The sequence below is a fragment of the Shumkonia mesophila genome (assembly GCF_026163695.1).
Lineage (GTDB): Bacteria > Pseudomonadota > Alphaproteobacteria > Rhodospirillales > Shumkoniaceae > Shumkonia > Shumkonia mesophila.
On sequence record NZ_JAOTID010000009.1, the window covers coordinates 84,482 to 109,745 of the forward strand.

Consider the following 25,264-nt stretch of genomic DNA (forward strand, 5'->3'; position numbering starts at 1 on the left):
TTGGGGGACCCCCTCTTTAGAAACGCTTCGGAAACGTCATCGAACGAAACGCGCGGTCCTCCTTCCGGGAGCGGCTTCGAAAAGAACGACGATTGGGCTTTTAGCGGTTCCCCATGATACTCCGATGACAGGGAGATTTCACTTTTGTGGCGGCGGTGCCGAACAGCGCACCCGGCGCACGGCGTCCTGCCAGCCGGCGTACAGGCGATCGCGCATCGCCGCCTCCATCTTCGGCTCGCAGCGGCAATCGCGCTTCCAGCGGGCCGAAATGTCGTCGAGCGAGGCGAACACCCCGGCCTTGAGGCCGGCCAGGAAGGCGGCGCCCGCCGCCGTCGTCTCGATGACGGTCGGGCGCTCGACCGGCAGGCCCAGGATGTCGGCCAGATGCTGGACCAGCCAATCGTTGGCGACCATGCCGCCGTCGACGCGCAGCGCCATCGGCCGCGCCGCCCCGTCGTCCTCCATGGCCCGCATGAGGTCGCGGGTCTGGTAGCAGACCGCCTCCAGCGCCGCGCGTACCACCTGGGCGATGCCGGTGTCCCGCGTCAGGCCGAAAAGAGCGCCGCGGGCGTCGGGGTCCCAGTAGGGGGCGCCGAGCCCGGTAAAGGCCGGCACCATGTAAACGCCGCCGGCATCGGCGACACTGCGCGCCAGCTTCTCCGATTCGGGAGCGCTGGTAATGACCTTCAGGCCGTCGCGCAGCCACTGGATGGCGGCGCCGGCCACGAAGATGCTGCCCTCCACCGCATAGGTGGTTTTGCCCGCCATGCGGTAGGCCACCGTGGTCAGCAGCTTGTTGTGCGACGCCACCGCCTTGTCGCCGGTATTCAGCAGGGCGAAGCAGCCGGTGCCGTAGGTGCTCTTGATCATGCCGGGCGCGAAGCAGGCCTGGCCCACGGTCGCCGCCTGCTGGTCGCCGGCCATGCCGCCCACCGTGATGCCGCCGCCGAGCAGGCCGGCCTCGGTGGTCCCGAAATCGGCCACGTTGTCCATGACCTCGGGCAGGATGGCCCTGGGGATGCGGAGCATCTCCAACAGTTCGTCGTCCCACTCCTGGGTGTGGATGTTGAAGGCCATGGTGCGAGACGCGTTGGTGGCGTCGGTGGCGTGGACCCGCCCGCCGGTCAGCCGCCACAGAAGAAAGCTGTCGATGGTGCCAAAGGCCAGCTTGCCGGCCTCGGCGGCGGCACGCGCCCCGGTCACGTTGTCGAGCAGCCAGGCGATCTTGGTGCCCGAGAAATAGGGGTCGATGACCAGCCCGCTCTTGCGGCTGACCGTTTCGGCGTGGCCGTCGGCGGTCAGCCGCCGGCAGACCTCGGCGGTGCGGCGATCCTGCCAGACGATGGCGTTGTGGATGGGCCGGCCGCCGGCCCTCTCCCACACCACCGTCGTCTCGCGCTGGTTGGTGATGCCGATGGCGGCGATGTCGGCGGCGCTTGCGCCCCCCTCGGCCATCGCCCGGCGGCACACCTCGACGGTGGCGGCCCAGATGGCCTCGGGATCGTGCTCGACCCAGCCGTCGTTGGGGAAGATCTGCGGCAGTTCCCTCTGGGCGGCCGCCTGCGGCGAGCATTCGGAGTCGAACAGAATGGCCCGGGTGCTGGTCGTCCCCTGGTCGATGGCCAGCAGATATGGGCGGCGCGTCACGGCTTCCCAGCTCCCTGTCGTTATGTTTTTTTGCTCCCTTGTGCCCGATGATGTTGCCCTCCCGGTTGGGAGTCAAGGTCCATATTTTCGCAACCGAAAATCGACGATGGAAAGCGAAGATCGGCCGACGTCCAGCGTTGGGAAGCGACGCATGGCCTGTCCAGTCGTACCCGCCCCTGTCGCCATTATTCCTTTGCATTCCAGACGATTAGGGACAAACATGGGCCCCCGAGCGGCGTCGGCGTCGGTTCGGAAGCGAACCCTTGGTCCTTTTGAATCCGAAATCGGTGGCCGCGCCGATGTTGCCGTGGCCGCCTTGGCCGCCATTTGAGGGAAACCGCCCCATGCCGAAACCGACTCCCCGGCAAAGCGAGATCGTCGAGCTCGTGCAGCGCCACGGCTACGTCAGCGTCGACACGCTGGCGCAGCGCTTCGGCGTCACCCCGCAGACCGTGCGGCGCGACATCAATCTGTTGAGCGACATGGCGCTGGTGCAACGCCATCACGGCGGCGCCGGCGTGCTGTCCAGCGTGGAAAACGTCGCCTATACCACCCGCCAGGTGCTGTGCCAGGAGGAAAAGCGGCGTATCGCCCGCCTGCTGGTCTCGCACGTTCCCGACCATGCGTCCCTCTTCATCAACATCGGCACCACCACCGAGGAGGTGGCCAAGGCGCTGCTCGGCCACCGGGGCCTGCGCATCATCACCAACAACCTCAACGTCGCCACCATCCTGTGCTCGAACCCGGAGTTCGAGGTGGTGGTGGCCGGCGGTACCGTGCGCAGCCGCGACCGCGGCATCATCGGCGAGGCGACCATCGACCTGATCACCCAGTTCAAGGTGGATTTCGGCATCATCGGCATCAGCGGCATCGATTCCGAGGGCATCCTCTTGGATTTCGACTACCGCGAGGTGCGCGTCGCCAAGGCCATCGTCGAGAATTCCAGGCGCGTCTATCTCGCCGCCGACCACACCAAGTTCGGGCGCAACGCCATGGTCAGGATGGGCAATATCGAACAGATCACCGCGCTGTTCACCGACCAGACGCCGCCGGGGCCGATCCGCAAGCTGCTGGCCGACCACGGGGTGGCCCTGTTCGTCGCCGACCCGGCCTAAGTGAGATCGCGCGTCGCCACCACATCGGCGCCGCTGCCGGCGATGTCGGCCAGCACGACGTCGCCCATGCGCACCGGCGCCGCCACCTTGAGCGTGCGCAGCAGGCGGCAGACCTCGCGGACCTGGTCCTTGGGCACCGGCTGACTGGTCTTGACCGGCAGGCGGGCCAGGGTGGCGCCGTCGATGCCCACCGTCGTCGTCACCATGCGGCGGGGATCGGTGTGCTCCTGGCGGCCGTACCGCTCGCCCTTTTTGCACGACCAGCCACGCACCTCGACGATGGTGTCGCGCGCGTCCTCCTCGACCTCCAGGCGACAGCCGAGCGGGCAGCCGATGCACAGATAGTGGGAAATCCTGTCTTCGGTCATCCAAGCTTCCCCATCGGCTAGCGCGCCACCACGTCGACGGAAAGGGCGTCGCCGTGGAAGTTTTCAAGGAATTTCGGCTGCACGGTCAAGGTCACCATCTCGGCGGGAAAGACATAACTCAGCTTCTTCTCCAGCACCGTGCCGAAGCGGATCGAGCATTTCTCCAGCGGCCGGCGCACCCGAAGATAGATGGTGTGCGGCCGTTCGCTGGAAATGGTGTGCGGCACGCAGTAGGCGACGTTCTCGCCCGGCGAAAGCCGGATGTTGTCGGCCGGCGGCCGGTTGCCGGTGACGTAGAGGCCGGCGTTGCGCCCGGCCAGCAGCGATTCCTGGCTGACGAAATCGACCAGGTCGTGGATGTGCACCACGTTGCCGCCGGCGAACACCCCGTCCATGGTGGTCTCCATGCCGCTGCTGACGATGGGGCCGTTGGTCACCGGGTCGAGGCGCACGCCCAGCTGGCGCGACAACTCGTTCTCGGGGATCAGGCCGATGGACAGCAGCAGGGTGTCGCACTCGATATCCCAGGCCTTTTCGGGAATCGGCCGCATGCGCTCGTCGACCGGCGCCACCGTCACCTTCTCGACACGCTCGCGGCCGTGGATCTCGGCCACCGTATGCGATAGGTAAAGCGGGATGTCGAAATCGTGCAGGCACTGCACGATGTTGCGGCTCAAGCCATTGGCGTGCGGCATGATCTCGAAGACGCCGGCCACCTCGATCCCTTCCAGCGTCAGGCGGCGGGCCATGATGAGGCCGATGTCGCCGGACCCCAGAATGACCACCTTCCGCCCCGGCAGGTAGCCGTGGAGATTGACCACCTTCTGGGCGAAGCCCGCCGTCATCACGCCGGCCGGCCGGGTGCCGGGGATGCGCACGGCGCCGCGGGTGCGTTCGCGCGCGCCCATGGCCAGCACCACCGATTTCGCCTCGATGACGCGGATGCCCTCGCGCCCGGTCATCAGCTTCAAGCGCCGGTCGCGGTCGATGTCGGCGACGAAGGTGTCGGTCAGGACGTCGATTTCCTTTTCCAGCACCTGTTCGAGGTAGCGCTGGGCGTACTCGGGGCCGGTCAATTCCTCCTTGAAATGGTGGAGCCCGAAGCCGGCGTGGATGCACTGCCAGAGGATGCCGCCGGCCTCGCGCTCGCGATCGAGGACGAGGATGCGTTCCACCCCCTGCTCGCGCGCGCCCAGCGCCGCCGCCAGGCCGGCCGGGCCGCCACCGGCCACCACCACGTCGTAGAGCCCCTGAAGCTGCGTCGCCCGCCCGGTGATCATGGCTGGTCTCCGTCGTCGCGCCGCCGGATGACCCAGGAGCCGCCGCCCCGCTTGGTGATCTCGGTGATCGGCACGCCGCGCTCGCGGGCCAGGAGTTCCATGCACCGCCACGAGCAGAAGCCGCCCTGGCAGCGCCCCATGCCGGCCCGGGTGCGGAACTTGATGCCGTCCAGCGTGTGCGCCCCCCGTTGGATGGCATCGACCGTCTCGCGCTCGCTGATGTGTTCGCAGCGGCAGACGATGCGCCCGTAGCGGGGGTCCTCGCCGGCCAGTCGCACCTGTTCATCGAGCGGCAACGCCGCGAAGCGGACGTGCGGCGGAACGGCGGCAACGAAGTCGTCGCGGGCCGTCAGTTTCAACCCCTCGTTCTCCAGGATCCCGGCCACCATCTCGGCGATGGCGGGGGCGGCGGTGAGGCCCGGCGACTGGATGCCGGCGACATTGATGAAGCCCTTGGCGGCGGTGGGTCCGATGATGAAATCCTCGCCCTCGGCCGCCGCCCGCAAGCCCGCGAATTCGGCGATGCAGTCGCGCTCGCTGATACCCGGCACGACGCGGCGCACGCTCTCGAACACCTCGTCGGAGCCGGGAAGCGTGGTGGTGATGTCGCTGCGGTCCTCGGTCTCGTGCGCGGTGGGGCCGACCATCAGCGTGCCGTCGAAGGTGGGGATGACCAGGATGCCCTTCGAGGTGGCGGTCGGCAGCGGGAAGATGACGCGCTTGACGAAGCCCCTAAGCCGCTTGTCCAGCAGGTACTCCTCGCCCTTTCGCGGATGGATGCGGAAGGTGCCGACGCCCGCCATCGCGGCCACCCTGTCAGCGAAGATGCCGGCGGCGTTGACGACGAAACGGCTGGCGACATCGGGGCCGGTGCCCGTGACCGTCCAGCCGTCCCCGCCCCTGGACAGCGCCTCGACCCGATAGTCGACGGCGACATCGACGCCATTGGCCCGGGCGCTTTCGATCAGGGTGAAGCAGGCCTCGTAGGGGTTCACCACGCCGGCGGTCGGCGCGTGCAGGGCGGCAACGATGTCGGAGGACAGGTTGGGCTCCTCGCGGCGCAGCCGGTCCGGCTCCCAGATTTCGAGGCCGGGAACGCCCTTGGCCCGGCCGGAAATCAGCAGCCGCTCCAACGTGGCCCGTTCCTCGGGCGTAAAGGCCACCGTCAGTTCGCCGATCCGTTCGAATCCGAAGCCGAGCGCCGCGCACAGGGCGTCCCATTTCTGGTTGCCGGCCCATTCCAGGCGGCCCTTCAGGGTGTCGGTGGCGCTGTGGTGGCCAGCGTGGATGATGCCGCTGTTCGACTTGCTGGTCCCGAAGCCGACCTCGCATTCCTTCTCCAGCAGAATGACGCGCAGGCGATACCGCGCCAGTTCACGGGCGATGGCGCAGCCGATGACCCCGCCTCCGATGATCGTCACGTCGTAGTTCATGGCCCCGGTTCCGCCCCGCCTCGTTGCCGCCGCCCTGACCGACCGGCTTTCCCCCGCCGATTCCCGGCGCGCCGGCGCCGTTCGCAAACGGGAGTTGGAGATTTGCGAAAACGATCATATATTTTCTATTACGAAAATTCCAGAACCACCTGTGCGTCGTTTGGGGCTCCCTGATCGAGCATCACAATCATGCAAGACAATCCGATCTTCGACCTTCTGGTCATCGGCGGCGGCATCAACGGCACCGGCATCGCCTGCGACGCGGCGGGCCGCGGGCTTTCGGTCCTGCTGGCCGAGCAGGGCGACCTCGCCGGTGCCACCTCGTCGGCCAGCAGCAAACTGATCCACGGCGGCCTGCGCTATCTTGAGTATGGCGAATTCCGCCTGGTCCGCGAGGCGCTGCTGGAACGCGAGGTGCTGCTGGCCAAGGCGCCGCACATCATCTGGCCGCTGCGTTTCGTGCTGCCCCACCAGATGACGGCGCGCCCCGCCTGGCTGATCCGCACCGGGCTGTTCATCTACGACTACCTGGGCCGCAACCAGCAGCTTCCCGATTCCCAAGGTATCGACCTGCGCCGCCATCCGGCGGGAAAGCCCCTGAAGGACACCATCCGCAAGGGCTTCGTCTATTCAGACTGCTGGACCGACGACGCCCGCCTGGTGGTGCTGAATGCCATGGCGGCGGCGGAACGGGGGGCGCGCATCCGCACCCGCACCCGGGTGACGGCGGCCAAGCGGGTCGACGGTCTGTGGGAGGCCCGCCTGACCGACAGCGAGGACGGCCACGAGGAAACCGTGCGGGCCCGGCTGGTCGTCAATACGGCGGGGCCATGGGTGCGCACGGTCCTGGACGACGTCGCCCACCTTCCCTCGGCCTCGCGCGTGCGTCTGGTCAAGGGCAGCCATCTGGTGGTGCCCCGGCTGCACGACGGCGAGCAAGCCTACATCCTGCAGAACGTCGACAAGCGGATCATCTTCGTGCTGCCCTACGAGGGGAATTTTTCGCTGATCGGTACCACCGACGTTTCGTTCACCGGCGATCCCGCCAAGGTGGCGATGGACGCCGCCGAGGCCGAGTACCTGTGCGCCGCCGTCAACCGCTACTTCGCCAAGCCGATCTCGCCCGCCGACGTCGTGTGGTCCTACGCCGGCGTGCGGCCGCTTTACGACGACGCCTCCGACAACCCCTCGGCGGTGACCCGCGAGTACGTGCTGGAACTCGACCTCGGCGACGGGGCCGCGCCGCTGCTTTCGGTGTTCGGCGGCAAGATCACCACCTACCGCTCGCTGGCCGAGAACGTGATGGACAAGATCCGCCGGTTCTTCCCCGCCATGGGGCAGGCCTGGACGTGGTCGGCGCCGCTGCCCGGCGGCGACATGCCCGGGGCCAGCTTCACGCACCTGCTCGACGATCTGGGGAAGGCCTACCCGCGCCTCGAGCCGTCGTTCCTGGCGGCCGTCGCCCGGCGCCATGGCACGCACGCCTATCGCGTCCTCGGCGACGCCAAGGAGGCCGCCGACCTGGGGGCCGATTTCGGGGCCGCGCTCACCGCCCGCGAGATCGACTACCTGGTGGCCGAGGAATGGGCGCGCACGCCCGAGGACGTGCTATGGCGGCGCACCAAATGCGGCCTGCACATGGACGAGGCGGGACGCCAGGCGGTGGCCGGCTATATGGCCAGCAACCGGTCGGCGAAGTCGGTGAACACACCGTCCACCCCCCAGGCGAACAAGGATTCGCCCAAGGCGCGGTCGTTCACCGTGTAGACCCGTACGGCCAGACCGGCCGCCTTAATGGCGGCGACCTGGTCTTTCGTCAGATGCCGGTGGCTGGTATGGATCGCCGCGCAGCGCAGTTCCTGCGCCCGCTCGCGCCAATCTGCGGGAATGCGGGAAACCAGGAAGGCGCGGGGCAGGCTTGGCGCCACCCGAAGGGCCGCCGCCAGCGACGCCGCGCTGAAGCTCGAAAGCAGCGGCGTCGGCAAGCTGTCCGGCCATTCCTCGAGCAGCAGGGCCGCCACCATGCGGCCGGTTTCCTCGTCGCGTCCCGGGCACGGCTTGATCTCGATGTTGGCCCCCAATCCCAGGCGGGCCAGTTCGACGACGGTTTCCGAGAGGGTCGGCACCGGCTCGCCGCGGAAGGCCTCGCCGAACCAGCTTCCGGCATCCAGCCGGCGGATCGCCTCCCAGTCGGCTTCCGCCACCTTGCCATGGCCGTTGGTGGTGCGCTCCAGGTTGTCGTCATGGCAAAGGATGAGGTGATTGTCCCGCGTCAGCTTGGCGTCGAATTCCACCCACCGGCCGCCCATTTCGGCGGCCCTGCGCATGGCGACGAGGGTGTTTTCCGGGGCATAGCCGCAGGCCCCCCGGTGACAAATGATCCGGGGAACGCGATTGTCCTTGGGCGTCATTTCGTCTCATCCCTTCAAGGCCGGCCGGCCGATCAGAGCGCCATCATCCACCGTCCCGACGGGTGGCGCAAGCCGGGCCGAATCGACGTCTTTCAATCGTCATAATTGCATATTGGGCCCAAACCCTTCATCATTCGGCTTTCCACCACTGACTTTGGAAATGGTTGGTTGCTTCAATTCGGGGAACGACGGTGCGCCCGACCGACCGCCGACCCGCGGCTGAGTTGAGATGACCCCGGGGGCGGATATGCTTAAGACCGGCACCATCGGGCGAGTCATCGCGACGGTCGGCCAGCGATTCCGGGACCGGCCCGACAGCGAACACGAGCAGGCGATCGTGCGCGTCGTCATCGTGACGGCGCTGCTGGCCTATTTTTATGGGCTGGTCGCCTGGGAGACGCCGCTGCCCGCCCCGGCCGGCGCCCTTCTGGTGTGGACGGCACTCATCTATCTGGCGCTTTCGTGCATCCATGTCGTCCTGATTTTGGTCCAGCCGGGAAAATCGGCGGCCCGCCGTGTGATCTTCATGATCACCGATGTGGCGGCGCTGCTGGCCGTCCTTCGGCTGGGCGGCGAATACACGGCGCCGTTTTATCCCATTTACCTGTGGGTGACGCTGGGCTTCGGGTTCCGCTACGGCTTGCTCTACCTGGTCGCCGCCACCGTCGCCGCCACCGCCAGCTTCACCGCCGTGCTGGCGACCACCGACTGGTGGCAGGACAAGCTGCCGTTGGGAATCGGCCTGCTGGCCGCCCTGGTGGCGATTCCGGCCTATTCGGCCACGCTGATCAAGAAGCTGACCGAAGCCAAGGCCCAGGCCGAGGAAGCCAACCAGGCCAAGAACCGCTTCCTGGCCCGGATGAGCCACGAGCTGCGCACGCCCCTGAACGCCGTCATCGGCATGAGCGACCTGCTTTCCGGCACCGCCATGGACCGAGACCAGCGCGAGATGGTGCGCACCGTCAAGTCGTCGGGCCGGGCCCTGCTGTCATTGATCGAGGGCATCCTCGACTTCTCGCGGATCGAGGCCAACAAGGTCTCGGTCATCGCCGACGACTTCGACCTGCACGCCGCCATCGTCGATCTGATCGCCATCCTGCGCGTCCAGGCCGACCGCCGGAGGCTGGCGCTCGGCGTCGACATCTCGCCCCGCGTGCCCTATGCCCTCACCGGCGACTGGCCGCATCTCCAGCAGATCCTGACCAACCTGATCGGCAACGCCATCAAGTTCACCGAGCACGGCCACGTCCTTCTGCGGGTCGGGCTGGCCGGTCCGGAAACGCCCGAGACCGTGCGCCTGCGCTTCGAGGTGATCGACAGCGGCATCGGCATCGCGCCCGAACAGATCGACATCATCTTCGACAGCTTCACCCAGGCCGATGAGGGGGTGAACCGCCGCAACGAGGGGGTCGGGCTGGGGCTGGCCATTTCCAAGCACCTGACCGAACTGCTGGGCGGCCGCATCGGGGTCCAGACCGCGCTCGGCAAGGGCAGCACCTTCTGGGTGGAGGTTCCGCTGGCCCGCCAAGCCGCGACGGTCTCGACCCAGACGGCGCCCGACTTGGCGGTGCTGGTGGTGTCGCGCGACACCTCGATGGTCGATTCCATCCGCCATGGCCTCGCCGCCCTGCACATGGACGTGATCGGCGTCTCCAGCCCCTTCGAGGCCCAGAACGCCGCCGCCGGCGCCATGCGGGGCAGCGCCAGCCCCATCGTCCTCATCGACGCCCGCGACGCCGGATGGCGGGCCGCCGACGTCGCCCACAGCCTGGAAACCTTCCGGCCGGCCTGCACTTTTGCCTTCGTGCAGATCAAGAACCCCTTGCAGGGCCCGTCGGCCGACAGCGTCTTCCTGTGTTCGCTGGACGTCCCGTTCGACGCCCAGGCGCTGGTCAACGCGACGCACCTGGCGGGCGTCTTCATCGCCATCCGCTCGGGAACCGAGGCGGCCGAGCGGGATTTCGGCATCGCCCGCGCGGCCGGCCGCTCGCTGTCCATCCTGGTCGCCGAGGACAATCAGGTGAACCGCATGGTCACCGAGAAGATCCTGGCCCGCGCCGGCCATCGGCCGACGCTGGTGGTCGACGGCGACGAGGCCCTCGACGCGCTGGAAGAAGCCTCCTTCGACCTGGCCATCGTCGACGTCAACATGCCGGGCACCAGCGGGCTCGACGTCGTCAAACTCTACCGGCTGACCCATCTCGGCGATACCTACATGCCAATCATCGGGCTCAGCGCCGACGCCACCGTCGAAACCCGCCGAGCCTGCGAAGAGGCGGGGATGGACCGCTACCTGACCAAGCCGGTCGCCGCCAAGAAGCTACTGGCGGAGATCGAGGCGGTGGTCGCGGCCCACGGCCGGCCGGACAAGGAAGCCGATCCGGCACCGGCGCAGACCGCCGCCGTCACCGAAATCTTCACCCATCCGCGCTTCAAGGGCGAGGCAGCGCCGGCCATCGATCGCATGGTCATCGACGACCTGGAAAGCCTGGGGCCGGGCGGGGAATTTCTGCCGTCCCTGGTCCGCGAGTTCCTGGCCGACGCCGAACGGCTGGCCACCACCATGCGGATGGCCGCCATCCGAGGAGACGCCCGAGCCTTCCGCGAGAATGGCCACGCGCTGCGCAGCAGCTCGGCCAACGTCGGCGCGCGGATGATCCACCAGTACTGCCAGCAACTCAGCGGCATCACCCCCGACGACCTTCGGCGGTCCGGCGCTGCCCACGTCGCCAGGATCGACGACGAGATCGAGCGCTACCGCCGGGCAATCGCCGCCTATCTCGCCGAGCGGGCCGAGAATTCCGGGCAGCTTTGAGACGGGAACGCGGCAAGATCGCCGCCTCCCGCCCCAGCCGGTCACCCCCATTACGCCGCGACGCGGGCCCGGATCCGGCGCCGGTCCTGGGCGGCGGCCAGCCGTTCCATCTTGCGCAGGTCGGCCGGAGCCAGCGTCAGGGCCGCCTCCACCCACAGGTCGGTGATCTCGACCAGTTCCTCGCGGGTAATCGGATTGATCACCTCGCGCGAACGGAAGACGGCGCGCCGCGTGGCGTAGGAGCGAGCCCGCTCGTCGATCAGCCGGTAAACCGCCTCGATGCCCTTTCCGTCGCCGGCCAGTTCGTCGACGACGCCCAGCTCATACAGTTCCCCGGCCGAGTAGATCTTGCCGCTCAGCATCAGACGCTCGGCCTCCACCGCGTTGAGGCGGCGTTGCAGGAAGCTGTAGGCGCCCATTCCCGGAAACAGATTGAAGAGAATCTCCGGCAGGGCGAACTTGGCGCTTTCCTCGGCGACGATCAGGTCGTCGGCCAGCGCCGCCTCGAAGCCGCCGCCCAGGGCGTCGCCCTGGACCAGCGAGATGGTCTGGATGGGAAGTCCCAGCTTGGTCTTGCGCCGGTACTGAACGTCGACGCAGGCGTGGGCATAGTGACGCAGGCCTTCGCTGTCACGATTGCGGATCAGATCGACGAACAGCGGCAGGTCGCCCCCCATGTTGAAGACGCCGGGCAGCTTCGAGGCCAGGATGACATAGCGGACCGGCGGATCGGCCTCGGCCTGCGGCTCGCCGAAGGCCCGTTCGATCATCGCCAGGATCTTCTTGATCTCGCTCAGCAGCTCCAGGGTGACGCTGGGCCGCCGACGAAATTTCATGAATTGCCAGACGATTTTTTCCTTCATGTCATAGGCCACCTCGACCTCCTTGAACGGCGTCGTGCGCAACCACCATTCAAGGTCAAGGGGCGCTGGACCGGCGGCCATCGGTTCATCGTCCGGCGGATTTTGAAAGCGAGGCTGTCCGCTTTCGGTGGCCTGCCTCTCCGGTTCACCAAACCTACCGCCATGGTTGTCGTCGTGAAGGAGCTGGGATAGCAAGGAATTCGACATCTCTTCCTCCAGAGCCGTTGCATGACCCCGCCCCGCGGATTCGGTGTTATTTTTCACCGCATCCACGCGCGGGGAGTAAGGTATCCCCCGTTTTGGTCGCCTCGATTGTCCCTCCCCAATCGTGCTCCACAACCGTGAAAAGAGTAACTTTTTCGGAGGAGACTGGCGAGAGCGTTTAAAGTGTGGGTTGAGGAGAAGACGGAGCCGTCGCCTCTGCGCCCCGTCGGCCGCCATCGATTGGACGGCCCCCCGGGCCGAGAAATGCCGCCGGTGCCATGAAAAAGCATTAGGCGAAAGGACAGCCGGCGGATTATAGACGCCAAAGAGGCAACACGCGGACCGCGAGGTCCCGAAGGCGGCGGCGCGGGAGTCGCGTACGCCTCCCCATCAGAAAAGAAATCCATCGGGAAGGAAACCTGTCAGACACCTGGGGAAGGAACGGCACAATCGGATGTCTGTAATCGTCGTCGTCGATGATCGGGTGACCAACAGAAATATCCTGGCCCAGCTTGCGCGGGCCGTGGAGCCCCAGGCGGACGTTCACGCCTTCGACAGCGCCAGGATCGCCTACGAATGGATGATCGACAAGGACGTCGACCTCATCATCACGGATTTCCAGATGCCGGAGATGAACGGGGCCGAGTTCGTCCGCGAGTGCCGGCGCAAGCTCAAGTGCTTCGACGTCCCGATCATCGTGATCACCGCCTACGAGGACCGCGACTATCGCTATAGCGCGCTCGAAGCCGGCGCCACCGACTTCCTGCGCAGCCCCATCGACCATCACGAGTTCCGCACCCGCGCCATCAATCTGCTGACGATGTGGCGCCAGAAGCAGATCATCCGGCAGCGCGCACTGTCGCTGGAAAACGAGCTCAGGGCGGCGACCGACCAGCACGCCCGCGATCTCCGCCAAAGCGAGGAAAAGCTGCGCAACGTCATCGACACGGTGCCGGCCCTGGTCCGGGCCAGCGACGCCGACGGCCATTGCGTCTACCTCAACAGCTACCACAAGACCGTGCTCGCCTTCGACGCGACGCGGGCCATCGGCCAGCCCCTCGGCATTCTCTTCGACGAGGCGTATGGCCGGCGCCACCGCGACCTCGAAATCCAGATCTTCGAGACCGGCCGCACGCCACCCGGTTTCGAGGAGCGGCTGGTCGACCGCCACGGCATCTCCCGCCAGTTCCTGACCACCAAGGCGCCGCTGTGCGACGAGACCGGGGCGACCACCCTGGTGGTCACCGTGTCGCTCGACATCACCGAGCGGGCGCGGGCCGAGGAAAACGTCCGCAAGCTGTCGATGGCGGTGGAGCAGAGCCCGGCCTCCGTGCTGATCACCAACACCGCCGGCGAGATCGAATACGTCAACGCCAAGTTCACCGAGGTGACAGGCTATCGGCCGGAAGAGGTGATCGGGCGCAATCCGCGGATGCTGAGATCGAGCTATACGCCCGCCGAAACCCATCGCGCCATGTGGGAAACCATCAAGGCAGGCGGCGAATGGCGGGGCGAATTCTACAACAAGAAGAAGAACGGCGAGCTGTACTGGGAGTTCGCCTCGGTCTCGCCCATCAAGGACGCCGGCGGCGAGGTGACGCATTATCTTGCCGTCAAGGAAGATATCACCGTTCGCAAGAAGTACGAAGAACAGGTCCTGCGCCAGGCCAACTACGACGACGTTACCCGCCTGCCCAACCGGGTGCTGGCGCTTGACCGCCTGTCCCAGGCGCTGGCCCGGGCGCACCGCCAGAAATCGATGGTCGGGCTGCTGTTCATCGATCTCGACCGTTTCAAGGTCGTCAATGATACCTTGGGCCATTCGGTCGGCGACCGTCTTCTCAAGGAGGTCGGCCAACGCCTGTCGCAGTGTACCCGCGAAGGCGACACGGTCGCCCGTCTGGGAGGCGACGAGTTCACGGTGGTGCTGCCCGATATCAGCGCGCCGAAGCATGCCGAGGTGGTGGCCGAGAAGATCCTCGAGGTGTTCGCCCAGCCTATCGTCATCGACGGCCAGGAACTGTTCACAACGGCCAGTATCGGCATCACGCTTTACCCGCTCGACGCCCACGATCCGCATGCCCTGATGCGCAATGCCGATGCCGCCATGTACCAGGCCAAGGAATTGGGCCGCAACCGCGCCCAGTTCTTCACCCGCGAACTCAACGAGCAGGCCATGGAGCGGGTTCGCATCGAAACCCATCTGCGGCACGCCCTGGAACGCGACGAGATGACGCTGCACTACCAGCCGATCGTCGACCTCAAGTCCGGCCGGCTGGTCGGTGCCGAGGCCCTGCTGCGCTGGCACAACGAGGAACTCGGCAACGTGCCGCCCGGCCAGTTCATTCCGATGGCCGAGGATACCGGGCAGATCAACATCATCGGCGCCTGGGTGATCAAGGCGGCCTGCCGGCAGGCCGCCGAGTGGCGCCGCGCCGGGGCACCGCCGATCCGCATTTCGGCGAATGTCTCCAGCCGCCAGTTCCGCGGGCCGACCCTGATCGACGCCGTCACCCGGGCGCTCAGCGACACCGGCCTCCCGGCCGACGATCTGGACCTCGAGATCACCGAAGGCCTGCTGATGGAGGATCTGCCCGAAACCACGGCCGCCTTCGAGCGCCTGACGGCGATGGGGGTGCGCTTTTCGGTCGACGATTTCGGGACCGGGTTCTCGTCGCTCAGCTACCTCAAGCGCTTCCCCGTCACCTCGTTGAAGATCGACCGTTCCTTCATCGAGGACGTCACCGACGACGCCGACCATGCGGCGCTTGTGGGAGCCATCATCACCATGGCCCACAGCCTGAAGCTGCTGGTGGTCGCCGAGGGGGTGGAAACGCCCGAACAGATGGCCTTCGTCAAGGAAAACGGCTGCGATTTCGTGCAGGGCTACTTCGTCGGCAAGCCCATGCCCGCCGATGTCTTCTGGCAGCTTCTCAAGGAACAGACCCGCCTCGGTGCCGCGATCTGACGGCGCCCGCGGTCATGGCCGCGGCGGCAAATGGAAGCGCGCGACCGTTCCGCCGCCGGCCGGAGCGTCGATCGACAGCCGCCCGCCATGATCCTCGACCACCTTCGAACAGATGGTCAGGCCAAGGCCGAAACCGTCGGGCTTGGTCGTGAAGAACGGGATGAACGCGCGGGCGATGACCGCTTGCGGAATGCCGGGACCGTTATCCGTGACGGCGACGTCGACGCCACCGTCCGCGGCTTTTGCCGTTTCCACCCGCAGTTCGCCGCGCGGCACCGCCGCCTCGATGACGGCGTCGAGCCCGTTGTGCAGCAGATTGACGATCACCTGCTGGATCTGGACGGCATCGCCGACGACCGGCGGAACGTCCGGAGCCAAGCTGAGGTTGAGGTGGACATTGGCGTCGCCGGCCTCCACCTCGAAAAACTTGACCGCGTCGCGAACCGTCTGATTGACGTCGAGATCGGACATCCGCGGGGCCGCCCGGCGGACGAAGGCAAGGATGCGGTCGATCACCGCCTGCGCCTTGCGATTCTGATCGACGATGCGATCGAGGATCGGCGCCAGGTCGGGTCCGACGGCACCGCCGGCCCGGGTCTGCTCGGCCAACCCTTCGGCATAGATGCGGATCGCCGAAAGCGGTTGCTTGACCTCGTGGGCGATGCCGGTCGCCAGTTCGCCCATCAGCATGAGTCGGGAGGCGCCCATAAGCCGCGATTGCAGTTCCGTCACCCTTTCCTCGGCGGCCTTGCGCTCGGTGATGTCGGCGATGAAGCCCTCGACCGCCGTCGCCCCGCCGTGCGGCAACCACACCAGCCGTCCCTTTTCCCAAACCCAGCGGGTTTCGCCGCTGGGCCGGGTGATCCGGTAGGTCAGCTGATAGGGCTCGTTCCAGCGCACCGCCTGCTCGATCCCCCGCCGCACGAAGTCCCGATGGTCGGCGTGGACGACGGCCCCGCGATAGGAGGTGGCGCCGTCCCCGACCAGCCGTTGCGGGTCGTATCCGGTGATCTCGCGACACCCCTCGCTGACGAACTCCATCGGCAGATCGGGCCCGATACCGGCCCGGAAGACCATGCCCGGCAGGTTGTCCATCAGGGTCGACAGCCTGCGCTCCTTTTCAGCCAGCGCGGCCTCGGCCTCGCGGCGACGGCGACGGTTTCCGGCATCGGCCAGTTCGCGGCGCAGAACCGGACCCAGGCGCCCGAGGTTGTCCTTGCGCACGAAGTCGTGGGCGCCAGTCTTCAGCAGATCGACGGCTTCCTCCTCGCCGATCGCCCCGGAAACGACGATCAGCGGGATGTCGCGGCCGCTCCGGGCCAGTTGTTCGATGGCCGCGCATGAAGAAAATGTCGGCGGCTTGTGATCGGCCAGCACGATGTCCCATCGCCGCAAGCCGAGCGCCGCCGCGAAGTCCTCGGCGTTCATCGCCCGCCGGACGTGGACGCCGGGAAACTCGCGGCTGACCGCCCGTTCGATCAGCAGGGCGTCGGCGGGCGAATCCTCGGCCAGCAGGATGTGCATTTCTTGCTTCCCGCCCCGGGTCCGCTCCGCTTTCCCGACCATGTCAGCCCTTTCGGCGCCGCTCGCGCCACCCATAGCCGCCGTGCCGCACGACTGCCGGCTCGGCTCCTGGCTTCAAAGGCTATTCCGATGGAAGAGCACCGTCGGGTCGGCTTTCCTCCCTGCCCCCGTCGGTCGCGTCGGCCACCCTTGGGCGGCCGACTTTATCAGAACGGTCCGGCTCCGGAAACGTCCGGTTGGCCGCCGCCTCGGGCGAAGAGCCGAGCCGGTCGTTCCAGGCCAGGGTCTTGAACAGCCCTTGCGTGCCTTGGTTGGCCATGGTCACCCGGTCGCGCCCGAGATTTTTCGACTGGTAGAGCGCCTCGTCGGCGGCCCGCAACAGGGCGCGGGCGTCCATCCCATGGTCGGGGTAGACGGCGATTCCGACGGAGATCGTCACCGCTTCCAGCGCAAAACCGCGATTGCTCACCGCCAGCCGCTTGGTCCCCTCGCGCAGGTACTCGGCCCGTTGCACGGCCCCCGCGACGTCGGATTCCGGCAACAGAATGGCAAACTCCTCGCCGCCATGCCGGCAGACGATGTCCGACGCCCGGCACTGGCGGCAGAAGAAGTCGCCGACCGCCTTCAGCACGACGTCCCCGGCCTCGTGCCCATGGCGGTCATTGAACAGCTTGAAGTGATCGATATCGATCATCATGACGGCCAGCGAGCGCCCCTTGCGGCCGGCGACTATCAGTTCACGCTCGAACATCTCGGACATGATCCGCCGGTTGTGAAGCCCGGTGAGCGGATCGCGCGTCGCTTGGTCCTGAAGCTGCTGGCGCAAACGCAGCGCCGAAACCGCAAGCCCCAGGTTCTCGCACACCGCCATGGCCAGCGCGGCTTCGTCGCCGTTGCCCCCCCGGGTCACGGGTTCGCAGGAGACCGGCTGCGGCACCTCCATCGCGTTGCGCAGAACCAGCATTCCCTGGAGTTCGCCATGGGCCATCGACGGTACGCAGAGGCCGGTGCCCGCATAGTCCTCGCCGAAGTGCGAACACGAAGAATCGGCATGGTTGCTATCCCAGCGGTGCGAGCAGGCGCGAAGAACGGCCCCGCAGTGCCGATGGTCGATGGAGGGGGCCATGCGGATGGACTCGGGCCAGACTACCTCCAGGGTCAGGGCGGTTCGCGCCCCGTTCAACGAATAGAAGCCGCCGGCGCGGCCGGGAAAGAGGTCTCGCACGCATTCCGCCGCCATCTGGAATGCCTCGCGGGGTTCGTGGCACGACTGCAGGCGATCGGCCATGCCGCGCAGGATGGTGATCTGGCGATTGCGATGCTCCAGCGTTTTCACGGTCGCCAGCAGCTGCCGGTTGGCCGTTTCCAGCTCGGCCTGCACGCTCTGCCGGTGGGTCACGTCGATGCCGAACCAGAACGAGACGGGACGGCCGTCGGGATCGGCGATCCGGCTTTGGCTCCACGAAACGATCCGTTCGCCGTCCGGATGCCGGCGGATCGGCGTTTCGAACTGATCCTGATCGCGGCCGTCCCGGCTGCGCGCCTCGAAGATTTCCCACGACTGCGGATAGACGTCGCGCGGCACCACGGAATCCGACCATTTGCGGCCCAAAAGTTCGCCGCGCTTGAGGCCGGTCACCTGTTCCGTCGTCGAGTTGCAGAGAACGACGCGCCCGTCGTCGTCGAGGCCGACGATCAGGGTGTTGGCGGTTTCCAGCAAGCGGTCGAAGAAATTGCGCGAAGCCTCGAGCCTGGCGCCACGCTCGGCCTCCTGCTGGCGGATGCGACGGGCGACCATCACCGAAAAGAGCGTCACGATGACGACGACCAGGAAGAAAGCCGCGTGCATGGCCATGGTCGGCGCGAGGGCATCGACGATATCCTGGCGATCGCCGACGACGCCGACGATCAGGGGGAAATTGGCCAGCGTCCGGAAAACACCGATACCCTCCCCGCCACCCGGACTCGCCGGCAGGGACTGTACGGTCGCCGCCACGCCCGACTCCGCGTGGCGGCGGAACGCCGGCTCGTGGAAAACCGAAGTTCCCCTGAAACTTCCCGGTTCCGGCATGCGCGAGAGAATGTCGCCTTTCAGGGTCAGCATGCTGTTGGAACTGCGGCCCTGAGGCAGGATCGACGCCAGGACGACATCGAAGAACGCGGGGGACAGCGAAGCGGCGACGACGCCGGCGAACGAATCGTCCGCGTTGTGCATCGCTCGCGATACAATGAACAGGGTCGATCCCGTGATCAACTGGGTGGGCCCGGTGAGAAACATCCGGTCCTCGCCGGAATTGTTCTTGGGTTCGAGGTAATAGTCCCGCCGGCTGGCGTCGTATCCCTCCACCCCGGGCCAGGTGGAGAACCGGATGACACCGGCGGCATCGGCAATCCAGATCTGACGAATTTCCGGATAGGGCCGGGCCCGTATGCGGATGAATTCCGCATCGCCGGGTTCGAGTGGCTGTTCGCCCCGCAAGGTGTGCGCGCCGATGTCGCGCAGCAGGCTGTCCACGTTGCGCAGGCTGCCGTCGATGTGCGCGTCGCCGGTACGCGCCAACTGCTGGAGCAGTTCGACCGTCTGTGTCCGCATCCCCTGGTACTGTTCGTAGGTCTGCCAACCGGCCATCGTCGCCGAGACCGCGATGACGAGAAGGCCAAAAAACTCCGCCCTGCCGATGCGCATGAACGACGTCACTCTTTTTCTCACATCCGCCATCTCTGGCCGACCAGGCATGGCAGCGTTGCCGTCCTGGCGCTTCTCCCGTTCGGTCGAGGCATTCAATACGTTCCCCGTTTTCTTGGATCGGCCGGTATCCGTCCGTCCATCCACAGGATACCTACGCCGTGTTTCGGGTTTGTGTCCCAAGCCCGGCATTCGGTTTCAGTTTGTATCGAGTTGATGACATCCGGGCACAGAAGGCGGGGCGCGTCACGCCGGCCGAAACGTCATTTCGGGGCAGCGGCGGACGTATGGCGGCGATGGGACTTCGGGACGTTCAGGGTGCGTTGCGCGCCGGGCCGTTCCAGCGTGGCGTCACCTCGTGGTCGATGCCCAACTGGTCGAGGATCTTGCCGACGGTGTGGCGGACGATATCGGCGACGCTGGCCGGGCGGGTGTAGAACGCCGGCACCGGCGGCAGCAGGACGGCCCCCATGTCGGCGGCGCGCGCCATCAGGTCGATATGCCCCTTGTGCAGCGGCGTTTCGCGGAAGACCAGGACCAGCGGCCGGCGTTCCTTGAGCGTCACGTCGGCGGCGCGGATCATCAGGTTGCAGGTGAACGAGTTGGCGATACCCGACAGCGTCTTCACCGAACACGGGGCGACGACCATGCCGCGGGTGGGAAACGAACCGCTGGCTACCGCCGCCGACAGATCCTTGTTGGCGTGAACCTCGTCGGCCAGACCGCGCACCTCGTCGAGGTCGAAATCGGTCTCCAGCGCCAGGGTCTGGGCGCCCCACTCGCTGAGGATCAGGTGGGCGGGCTGGCCCAAGGCCCGAAGAGCGCGCAACAGTTCCACGCCGTAGATGACGCCGGTGGCGCCCGTGATGCCGACCAGAACCGGTGCCGTCATGCCAAATCCCTCCCCGCACGGCTTCGCCGCAGCCAGGAATTGACTAAGCATACGGCGGGCCGCGCCGCAAGAGCGTGTCGCAAAGGCCAGGCCGCGGAGCCATACGTGCGGACGATCCGCTGAGAGGGGATGAATTTGAGCATGGTTTTGGCCCCCTGTTACGCTAGACTCACCCGCCGTGGAGCACCGGGACGCTCTATTCTTTTGTTTCGTGATGCGCCCGCCCGTTTGCAACAATAGCAAGCAGAGCCGTCGCGGGCCCGTCGCGTTCAAAAAGTCCGGCGTGCCGGAAATCGGATGGCGTGTGGAGAAGGGGCAACATGCGTATCCTGGTGGTCGAGGACGCCGCGGATCTGGCCGAGGCGATCGTCCTTCGCTTCCGGCGCTCGGGGCACGCCCTTGACCGGGCGGCCTCCGGCGAGGAGGCCATCGAGTTTCTGGAAGGCAATACCTACGATCTGGTCATCCTCGACATCATGCTGCCGGGCATGGACGGCTACGCGGTATTGCGGGCGCTCCGGCTGCGCCACGACACCACCCCGGTCCTCGTGCTGACGGCGCGCGCCGAGATCGACGACCGGGTGTCGGCGCTTGACATCGGCGCCGACGACTATGTGACGAAACCCTTCGACTTCCGGGAGTTGGAGGCCCGCGCGCGCGCGCTCCTGCGCCGGCGTCAAGGCATCGCCTCGGGCGTCACCGAACATGGCAACTTGACCTTCGACCGGTCGAGCCGGCGCGTCACCGTCGGCGGAGACCCGATCGTCCTTCCCAACCGCGAGTTCCGCATCCTCGAGATCTTTTTGGGCAATCTCGGCCGGGTGATCACCAAAGACGACATCACCGACCAGCTCTATGGCTTCGACGATGCGCCCGGGCCCAACGCCATCGAGCTTTACATCGCGCGCCTGCGCAAAAAGTTGAAAGGGTCGTCCGTCACCATCCGGACGCTGCGCGGAATAGGCTATGTCGCCGACCTGGAAGGTTAAAACCGATTACTCGCTGCGGCGGCGCCTGTTCACCGTCATCGGCATGGTCTTCCTGTTGACCACGGCTTTGCTGCTGCTGGCCGCGGCCGAGTACGGCAACCGCGCCGCCGACCGGGCCTATGACCGACTGTTGACCGCCTCGGCGCTGGCCATCGCCGACCAGATTTACGTCGTCGACGACCGCCTGGAGGTCGACCTGCCCAACTCGGCGCTTGAAATGCTCTCGCTGGCCCGGCGCGACCGCATTTTCTATCGGGTCATCTCGCCGGCCGGAGAGACCGTCACCGGTTACGACGGGCTGCCGCTGCCGAGCCCGCCCATCACGGCCACGACGCCCCGCTTCTTCAACGCCGTCTATGCCGGCGAGGACTTGCGCTTCGTCGTGCTGGGCCGACTGCTGGCCGAACCGCGTATGCAGGGTTGGGCCGTCGTCCAGGTCGGCCAGTCCGGTGTGGAGCGGGCCGAGTTGGCCCGCGACATCACGGTCAACGCGCTGGTCCTCATCCTGATCCTGATGGCGATGATCCTGTTGTTCGTGTGGATCGGCATCAACGTGGCGCTGCGACCGCTGGCCGCCATCGAGCGCAATCTGCGCCACCGGGCGCCGACCGACTTGAAGCCGCTGGAAATGTCGGTGCCGCGCGAGGTGCGCCACCTGGTGGTTGCCATCAACCACTTCCTCGATCGCCTGCGGGCCAGCGTCGAGACCATGCAGACTTTCATCGCCGACTCCGCCCACCAGATCCGCACCCCGCTGGCCAGCTTGCGGGCCCAGATGGAGTTGGCGGCCGACGAGCCCGACCCGGACGCCCGCCGACGGTTTCTCGACAAGGCGCGGCGCAACGCCGCCCTGACCACCCGGCTGACCGGGCAACTGCTCAGCCACGCCACCGTCACCCACCGGACCGACACCATCCCCTTCGTGCGCGTCGAGATCCGCGACGTCGTACAGCGGGTCCTGTCCGATGCCGCCTTCGCCGCCGAGGAGCGCGGAATCGAACTGGTGGTGGACGATTCGGGCGGCGACACGCACGGTCTCGGCGACCCCGTCGCCCTGCGCGAAGCCGTGCGCAACCTCGTCGACAACGCCATCAAATACGGCCCCGCCGACGCCACCGTCGAGGTCGCCATCGCCACCGATCCGGCGGACGGCAACGTCATCCTGGAAATCCGCGACCGCGGCCCCGGCATTCCCGAAGCCGAAAAGAGCCGGGCCTTCGAGCGCTTCCACCGCGCCGGGCGAACCGACGACACGGGGTCCGGCCTGGGTCTCGCCATTGTCCAGCGCGTTGCCGAGCGCCATGGCAGCGTCGCCTTGATCGACCGCCCCGGCGGCGGCCTGATTGCCCGCCTCACCATCCGGTCTGCAACGGAGCCCGTGCCATGAAGGTCTTCCGCATCGCCGCCTGCACGCTGGCCATGGTATCGGCCCTGGCCGCCGCCAATGCCGCCGAACGCACCACCTTTGGAACCACGGGCCGGGAGACCGGGCATCTCGTGCTGTTCGGCGCCACCGATTTGGCCGCCATGCAGGCGGTCATCGAACATTTCCATGGGCTCCGGCCCGACCTTGCCATCGACTATTTCGACGGACATACCGCCGAGGTCTACGACGCGGTGTTGAAGGAGGCCGACTGGAACGGCATGCGCCCCGACATCGTCATCAGCTCGGCCATGGACCTGCAGGTCAAGCTGGTCAACGACGGCTTCGCCCAACCCCACGAGTCGGCCGAGACGGAGCGGTTGCCGGATTGGGCCAATTGGCGCAACGAGGCGTTCGGCTTCACCTTCGAACCCGTGGTGATGGTCTACAATCCCCTCACCCTGCCGCCCGAGGACGTGCCGTCCACCCGCTTCGACCTGGTGCGCCTGCTGCGCGAGAAGTCCGATTTCTACCAGGGCCGCATCGCCACCTACGACATCGCGCAAAGCGGCGTCGGCTATCTGTTGGCCACCCAGGACGCCCGCCAGGCCCACACCTTTGGCCGCCTGATCGAAAGCTTCGGGCGCAATGCCGTGCGTCTGGCCTGCTGCACCGTGGACGTCCTGGAGGCCATCGAGGACGGTCGCGTGCTGATCGGCTACAACATGCTCGGCTCGTACACCCGCCAGCGCATCGCCCACGGCTCGTCGCTGGTGACGGTACTGCCCAAGGACTACACGATGGTCGTGTCGCGCATCGCGTTCATCCACCGGCAATCTGCCAATGCCGCCACCGCCCGCGCCTTTCTCGATTATCTGCTGTCGCGCGCCGGCCAGGAGGTGCTGGCCAGGGAATCCAGTCTCTATGCCATCCATCCCGATCTCACGGGTCCGGGGACAGCGGAGGGATTGCACAAAGAGGTCGAGGGCCCGTTGCGGCCGATCAGCCTGAGCCCTGGCTTGTTGGCCTATCTCGACCGCATGAAGCAGGAGCGTTTCCTCGCCGACTGGCGCACCGCCATGGGCAGCAACCGGGTCGGTGCCGATTGACGGGCCCCGCCGTCAGCCGGCGGCGGGCCAGTCGAAGATCCCGTTGGTTTCCCCGACCGCCGGCACGGTCCCACCGGCGACGCCGGGGTTGAGCCCCCTCACCTCCTCGGGAGTGAGCCCCGCCAGGCGACCCGCCAGGTCGATGAAACGGTCGCGTTCCTGCGGCCCGACCAGCGGCAGGGCCAAGCGGTCGAACTTGCCGACGTAGTCGTCCCACCACCACGGCGAGGCGCCGTTGGGATGAGCGTCGGCGGCCGCCTTCTCGCCGGAAACGACGGAGCCGTCGTCGAGCACGATCTCCAGCCGGCCGCCGAAGGCCCGGCGCCCCGGATCGGGATCGTGGTAGCGCCGCGTCCAGTCGAGGTCCTCGACCGTGCGTACCTTGCGCCACAGCGCCACCGTCGAGGGGCGGTGCGCCCGCTCGGGGGCGTAGCTTCGCTCGTGGTGCCAGGCGCCGTCTTCCAGGGCCACCGCCAGGATGTACATGATGGAATGGTCGAGCGTCTCGCGGCTGGCGTCGGGATCGGCCTTCTGCGGATCGTTGGAGCCGCTGCCGATCACCGAGTGGGTGTGATGGCTGGTGTGCAGCACGACCTCGCGTACCCGCGCGAGGTCGACCTGGCCGCTCATCTCGATGGCCAGGTCGATGATGGCCTGGGCCTGGTACTCCGCCGAATGGGCCCGGCCATAGGTTTCCAGGATGCCGCGCGGCGCCTCGCCGGGAGCCGGCAGGCGCACGGTGTAGTGGGCGTCGGGGCCGTCCAGCATCCAGGCGATGACCGAGTCCTCGCCCTCGTAAATGGGCGACGGCGCGGTGCCGCCGCGCATCGCCCGATCCACCGCCTCGACGGCCAGCTTGCCGGCGTGGGCCGGCGCCGAGGCCTTCCACGAACTGATCTCGCCCTTGCGCGACTGTCGGGTCGAAAAGGCCAGATGGACCGCCTGGTTGACCGCCTGATAGATCACCGTGGCCGGCAGCCCGAGCAGGGCGCCGATGCCGGCCACCGCGGCCGGCGCCACGTGTGCTACGTGGTCGACGCGGTACCTGTGCAGGCAGATCGACTTGGCCAGCGCCACATGCACTTCGTAGGCGACCAGGATGCCGCGCAAAAGGTCCGCGCCTGTCCGTCCGCACTGCTGGGCGACGGCGATCAGCGGCGGGATGGTGTCGCCGGGATGGGCATAGTCGGCGGCAAGGAAGGTGTCGTGAAAGTCGAGCTCGCGCACCGCGGTGGCGTTGGCCCAGGCCGCCCAGGCGCAATCGACCGTGGTTTTGCCCGACAGGCCGATCAAGGTGGCGCCGCCCGGCCGCAGGTGAGCGAGGGCCTGGGCGCGGGCACAGGCGACCGGCGGGCGCGCGAGGGCGGCCAGGGCGACGGCGGCGTTATCGACGATCCGGCAACAGGCGATCTCGGACGCCGCGGCGTCGAAGGGCTGCCGGCCGGCGGCGAACTCGGCGATCTTCCAAGCCAGTTGGTCCTCGCGCGGCAGATGGGCCGCCGACGAACTGACACGTACCACGTATTCCAGCATCGCACTTCTCCGGTTCCGCCTTCTGGCGTTTCGGCGAGGATACTCCGGGAGAGGGATTCGTCCA

At 67.0% G+C, this 25,264-nt stretch carries 17 protein-coding genes; 7 read left to right on the forward strand and 10 right to left on the reverse strand.

What is annotated here, in order from left to right; genetic code table 11:
* Nucleotides 1-138: 138 nt before the first annotated feature.
* On the reverse strand, nt 139-1,647 hold the full coding sequence (gene glpK, locus ODR01_RS15420; protein ID WP_316978577.1) for a glycerol kinase GlpK: 1,509 nt from the start codon (nt 1,645-1,647) through the stop codon (nt 139-141).
* Between the two features lie 344 nt (nt 1,648-1,991).
* Between glpK and ODR01_RS15425 the strand changes: the two genes are divergently transcribed.
* The gene (locus tag ODR01_RS15425; RefSeq protein WP_316978578.1) at nt 1,992-2,762 is read left to right on the forward strand and encodes a DeoR/GlpR family transcriptional regulator; all 771 of its coding nucleotides are present in this window, start codon (nt 1,992-1,994) and stop codon (nt 2,760-2,762) included.
* Here ODR01_RS15425 and ODR01_RS15430 read toward each other — a convergent pair.
* Genes ODR01_RS15430 through ODR01_RS15440 form a run of 3 tightly spaced genes read right to left on the reverse strand, consistent with a single transcriptional unit; the run spans nt 2,759 to nt 5,843 of the window.
* Entirely contained in the window at nt 2,759-3,130 is a 372-nt protein-coding gene (locus ODR01_RS15430) for a DUF1667 domain-containing protein (RefSeq protein ID WP_316978579.1), read from the reverse strand. The genes ODR01_RS15425 and ODR01_RS15430 overlap by 4 nt on opposite strands.
* A 17-nt stretch (nt 3,131-3,147) precedes the next feature.
* Nucleotides 3,148-4,410, reverse strand: a complete 1,263-nt coding sequence (locus ODR01_RS15435; protein WP_316978580.1) for an NAD(P)/FAD-dependent oxidoreductase — start codon at nt 4,408-4,410, stop codon at nt 3,148-3,150.
* Nucleotides 4,407-5,843 carry an NAD(P)/FAD-dependent oxidoreductase gene (locus ODR01_RS15440; RefSeq protein WP_316978581.1) on the reverse strand — a complete coding sequence of 479 codons (1,437 nt, stop codon included), beginning with the start codon at nt 5,841-5,843 and terminating at the stop codon, nt 4,407-4,409. The genes ODR01_RS15435 and ODR01_RS15440 overlap by 4 nt, the downstream gene beginning before the upstream one ends.
* A 189-nt stretch (nt 5,844-6,032) precedes the next feature.
* Between ODR01_RS15440 and glpD the strand changes: the two genes are divergently transcribed.
* Nucleotides 6,033-7,610: a glycerol-3-phosphate dehydrogenase gene (gene glpD, locus ODR01_RS15445; protein WP_316978582.1), complete on the forward strand. Its 1,578-nt coding sequence runs from the start codon at nt 6,033-6,035 to the stop codon at nt 7,608-7,610.
* Here glpD and ugpQ read toward each other — a convergent pair.
* Entirely contained in the window at nt 7,514-8,254 is a 741-nt protein-coding gene (gene ugpQ / locus ODR01_RS15450) for a glycerophosphodiester phosphodiesterase (protein ID WP_316978583.1), read from the reverse strand. The genes glpD and ugpQ overlap by 97 nt on opposite strands.
* Nucleotides 8,255-8,501: 247 nt before the next feature.
* Here ugpQ and ODR01_RS15455 point away from each other — a divergent pair, with 247 nt between their 5' ends.
* Complete coding sequence (locus ODR01_RS15455) at nt 8,502-11,069, forward strand: ATP-binding protein (RefSeq protein ID WP_316978584.1); 2,568 nt, start codon at nt 8,502-8,504, stop codon at nt 11,067-11,069.
* A 50-nt stretch (nt 11,070-11,119) separates the two neighbouring features.
* Here ODR01_RS15455 and ODR01_RS15460 read toward each other — a convergent pair whose 3' ends face one another.
* Nucleotides 11,120-12,013 carry a crotonase/enoyl-CoA hydratase family protein gene (locus tag ODR01_RS15460; protein WP_316978585.1) on the reverse strand — a complete coding sequence of 298 codons (894 nt, stop codon included), beginning with the start codon at nt 12,011-12,013 and terminating at the stop codon, nt 11,120-11,122.
* Nucleotides 12,014-12,590: 577 nt separating this feature from the next.
* On the opposite strand from ODR01_RS15460, the gene ODR01_RS15465 reads away from it, so the two are divergent.
* Nucleotides 12,591-15,104: a GGDEF/EAL domain-containing response regulator gene (locus ODR01_RS15465; RefSeq protein WP_316978586.1), complete on the forward strand. Its 2,514-nt coding sequence runs from the start codon at nt 12,591-12,593 to the stop codon at nt 15,102-15,104.
* 12 nt (nt 15,105-15,116) lie between these two features.
* Here the strand turns inward: ODR01_RS15465 and ODR01_RS15470 are convergent, their stop codons facing one another.
* The 3 genes from ODR01_RS15470 to ODR01_RS15480 all read right to left on the reverse strand — a co-directional run bounded on the left by ODR01_RS15470 (nt 15,117) and on the right by ODR01_RS15480 (nt 20,206).
* Nucleotides 15,117-16,628 carry an ATP-binding protein gene (locus ODR01_RS15470; protein WP_316978587.1) on the reverse strand — a complete coding sequence of 504 codons (1,512 nt, stop codon included), beginning with the start codon at nt 16,626-16,628 and terminating at the stop codon, nt 15,117-15,119.
* A gap of 121 nt (nt 16,629-16,749) precedes the next feature.
* A complete protein-coding gene (locus ODR01_RS15475; protein WP_316978588.1) occupies nt 16,750-19,326 on the reverse strand; it encodes a diguanylate cyclase in 2,577 nt (858 codons plus the stop codon).
* A 301-nt stretch (nt 19,327-19,627) separates the two neighbouring features.
* A complete protein-coding gene (locus tag ODR01_RS15480) occupies nt 19,628-20,206 on the reverse strand; it encodes a UbiX family flavin prenyltransferase (protein ID WP_316978589.1) in 579 nt (192 codons plus the stop codon).
* A gap of 320 nt (nt 20,207-20,526) precedes the next feature.
* On the opposite strand from ODR01_RS15480, the gene ODR01_RS15485 reads away from it, so the two are divergent.
* From ODR01_RS15485 to ODR01_RS15495, 3 genes are read left to right on the forward strand one after another with little or no spacing between them, the layout of a single operon-like run.
* Complete coding sequence (locus tag ODR01_RS15485; protein WP_316978590.1) at nt 20,527-21,195, forward strand: response regulator transcription factor; 669 nt, start codon at nt 20,527-20,529, stop codon at nt 21,193-21,195.
* On the forward strand, nt 21,173-22,582 hold the full coding sequence (locus tag ODR01_RS15490) for a sensor histidine kinase (protein WP_316978591.1): 1,410 nt from the start codon (nt 21,173-21,175) through the stop codon (nt 22,580-22,582). The genes ODR01_RS15485 and ODR01_RS15490 overlap by 23 nt, the downstream gene beginning before the upstream one ends.
* Nucleotides 22,579-23,667, forward strand: coding sequence for an ABC transporter substrate-binding protein (locus ODR01_RS15495; protein WP_316978592.1), 1,089 nt, complete (start codon nt 22,579-22,581; stop codon nt 23,665-23,667). The genes ODR01_RS15490 and ODR01_RS15495 overlap by 4 nt, the downstream gene beginning before the upstream one ends.
* A gap of 12 nt (nt 23,668-23,679) precedes the next feature.
* Here the strand turns inward: ODR01_RS15495 and ODR01_RS15500 are convergent, their stop codons facing one another.
* Nucleotides 23,680-25,200 carry an MmgE/PrpD family protein gene (locus ODR01_RS15500; protein ID WP_316978593.1) on the reverse strand — a complete coding sequence of 507 codons (1,521 nt, stop codon included), beginning with the start codon at nt 25,198-25,200 and terminating at the stop codon, nt 23,680-23,682.
* Nucleotides 25,201-25,264: the final 64 nt, after the last annotated feature.

Bases quoted from the DNA above. Each gene is read 5' to 3' on its own strand.
- ODR01_RS15425 (WP_316978578.1), top strand. From the start codon at position 1,992: ATGCCGAAACCGACTCCCCGGCAAAGCGAGATCGTCGAGCTCGTGCAG.
- ODR01_RS15430 (WP_316978579.1), bottom strand. From the start codon at position 3,130: ATGACCGAAGACAGGATTTCCCACTATCTGTGCATCGGCTGCCCGCTC.
- ODR01_RS15435 (WP_316978580.1), bottom strand. From the start codon at position 4,410: ATGATCACCGGGCGGGCGACGCAGCTTCAGGGGCTCTACGACGTGGTG.
- ODR01_RS15440 (WP_316978581.1), bottom strand. From the start codon at position 5,843: ATGAACTACGACGTGACGATCATCGGAGGCGGGGTCATCGGCTGCGCC.
- glpD (WP_316978582.1), top strand. From the start codon at position 6,033: ATGCAAGACAATCCGATCTTCGACCTTCTGGTCATCGGCGGCGGCATC.
- ugpQ (WP_316978583.1), bottom strand. From the start codon at position 8,254: ATGACGCCCAAGGACAATCGCGTTCCCCGGATCATTTGTCACCGGGGG.
- ODR01_RS15455 (WP_316978584.1), top strand. From the start codon at position 8,502: ATGCTTAAGACCGGCACCATCGGGCGAGTCATCGCGACGGTCGGCCAG.
- ODR01_RS15460 (WP_316978585.1), bottom strand. From the start codon at position 12,013: ATGGCCGCCGGTCCAGCGCCCCTTGACCTTGAATGGTGGTTGCGCACG.
- ODR01_RS15465 (WP_316978586.1), top strand. From the start codon at position 12,591: ATGTCTGTAATCGTCGTCGTCGATGATCGGGTGACCAACAGAAATATC.
- ODR01_RS15470 (WP_316978587.1), bottom strand. From the start codon at position 16,628: ATGCACATCCTGCTGGCCGAGGATTCGCCCGCCGACGCCCTGCTGATC.
- ODR01_RS15480 (WP_316978589.1), bottom strand. From the start codon at position 20,206: ATGACGGCACCGGTTCTGGTCGGCATCACGGGCGCCACCGGCGTCATC.
- ODR01_RS15485 (WP_316978590.1), top strand. From the start codon at position 20,527: ATGCGTATCCTGGTGGTCGAGGACGCCGCGGATCTGGCCGAGGCGATC.
- ODR01_RS15490 (WP_316978591.1), top strand. From the start codon at position 21,173: ATGTCGCCGACCTGGAAGGTTAAAACCGATTACTCGCTGCGGCGGCGC.
- ODR01_RS15495 (WP_316978592.1), top strand. From the start codon at position 22,579: ATGAAGGTCTTCCGCATCGCCGCCTGCACGCTGGCCATGGTATCGGCC.
- ODR01_RS15500 (WP_316978593.1), bottom strand. From the start codon at position 25,200: ATGCTGGAATACGTGGTACGTGTCAGTTCGTCGGCGGCCCATCTGCCG.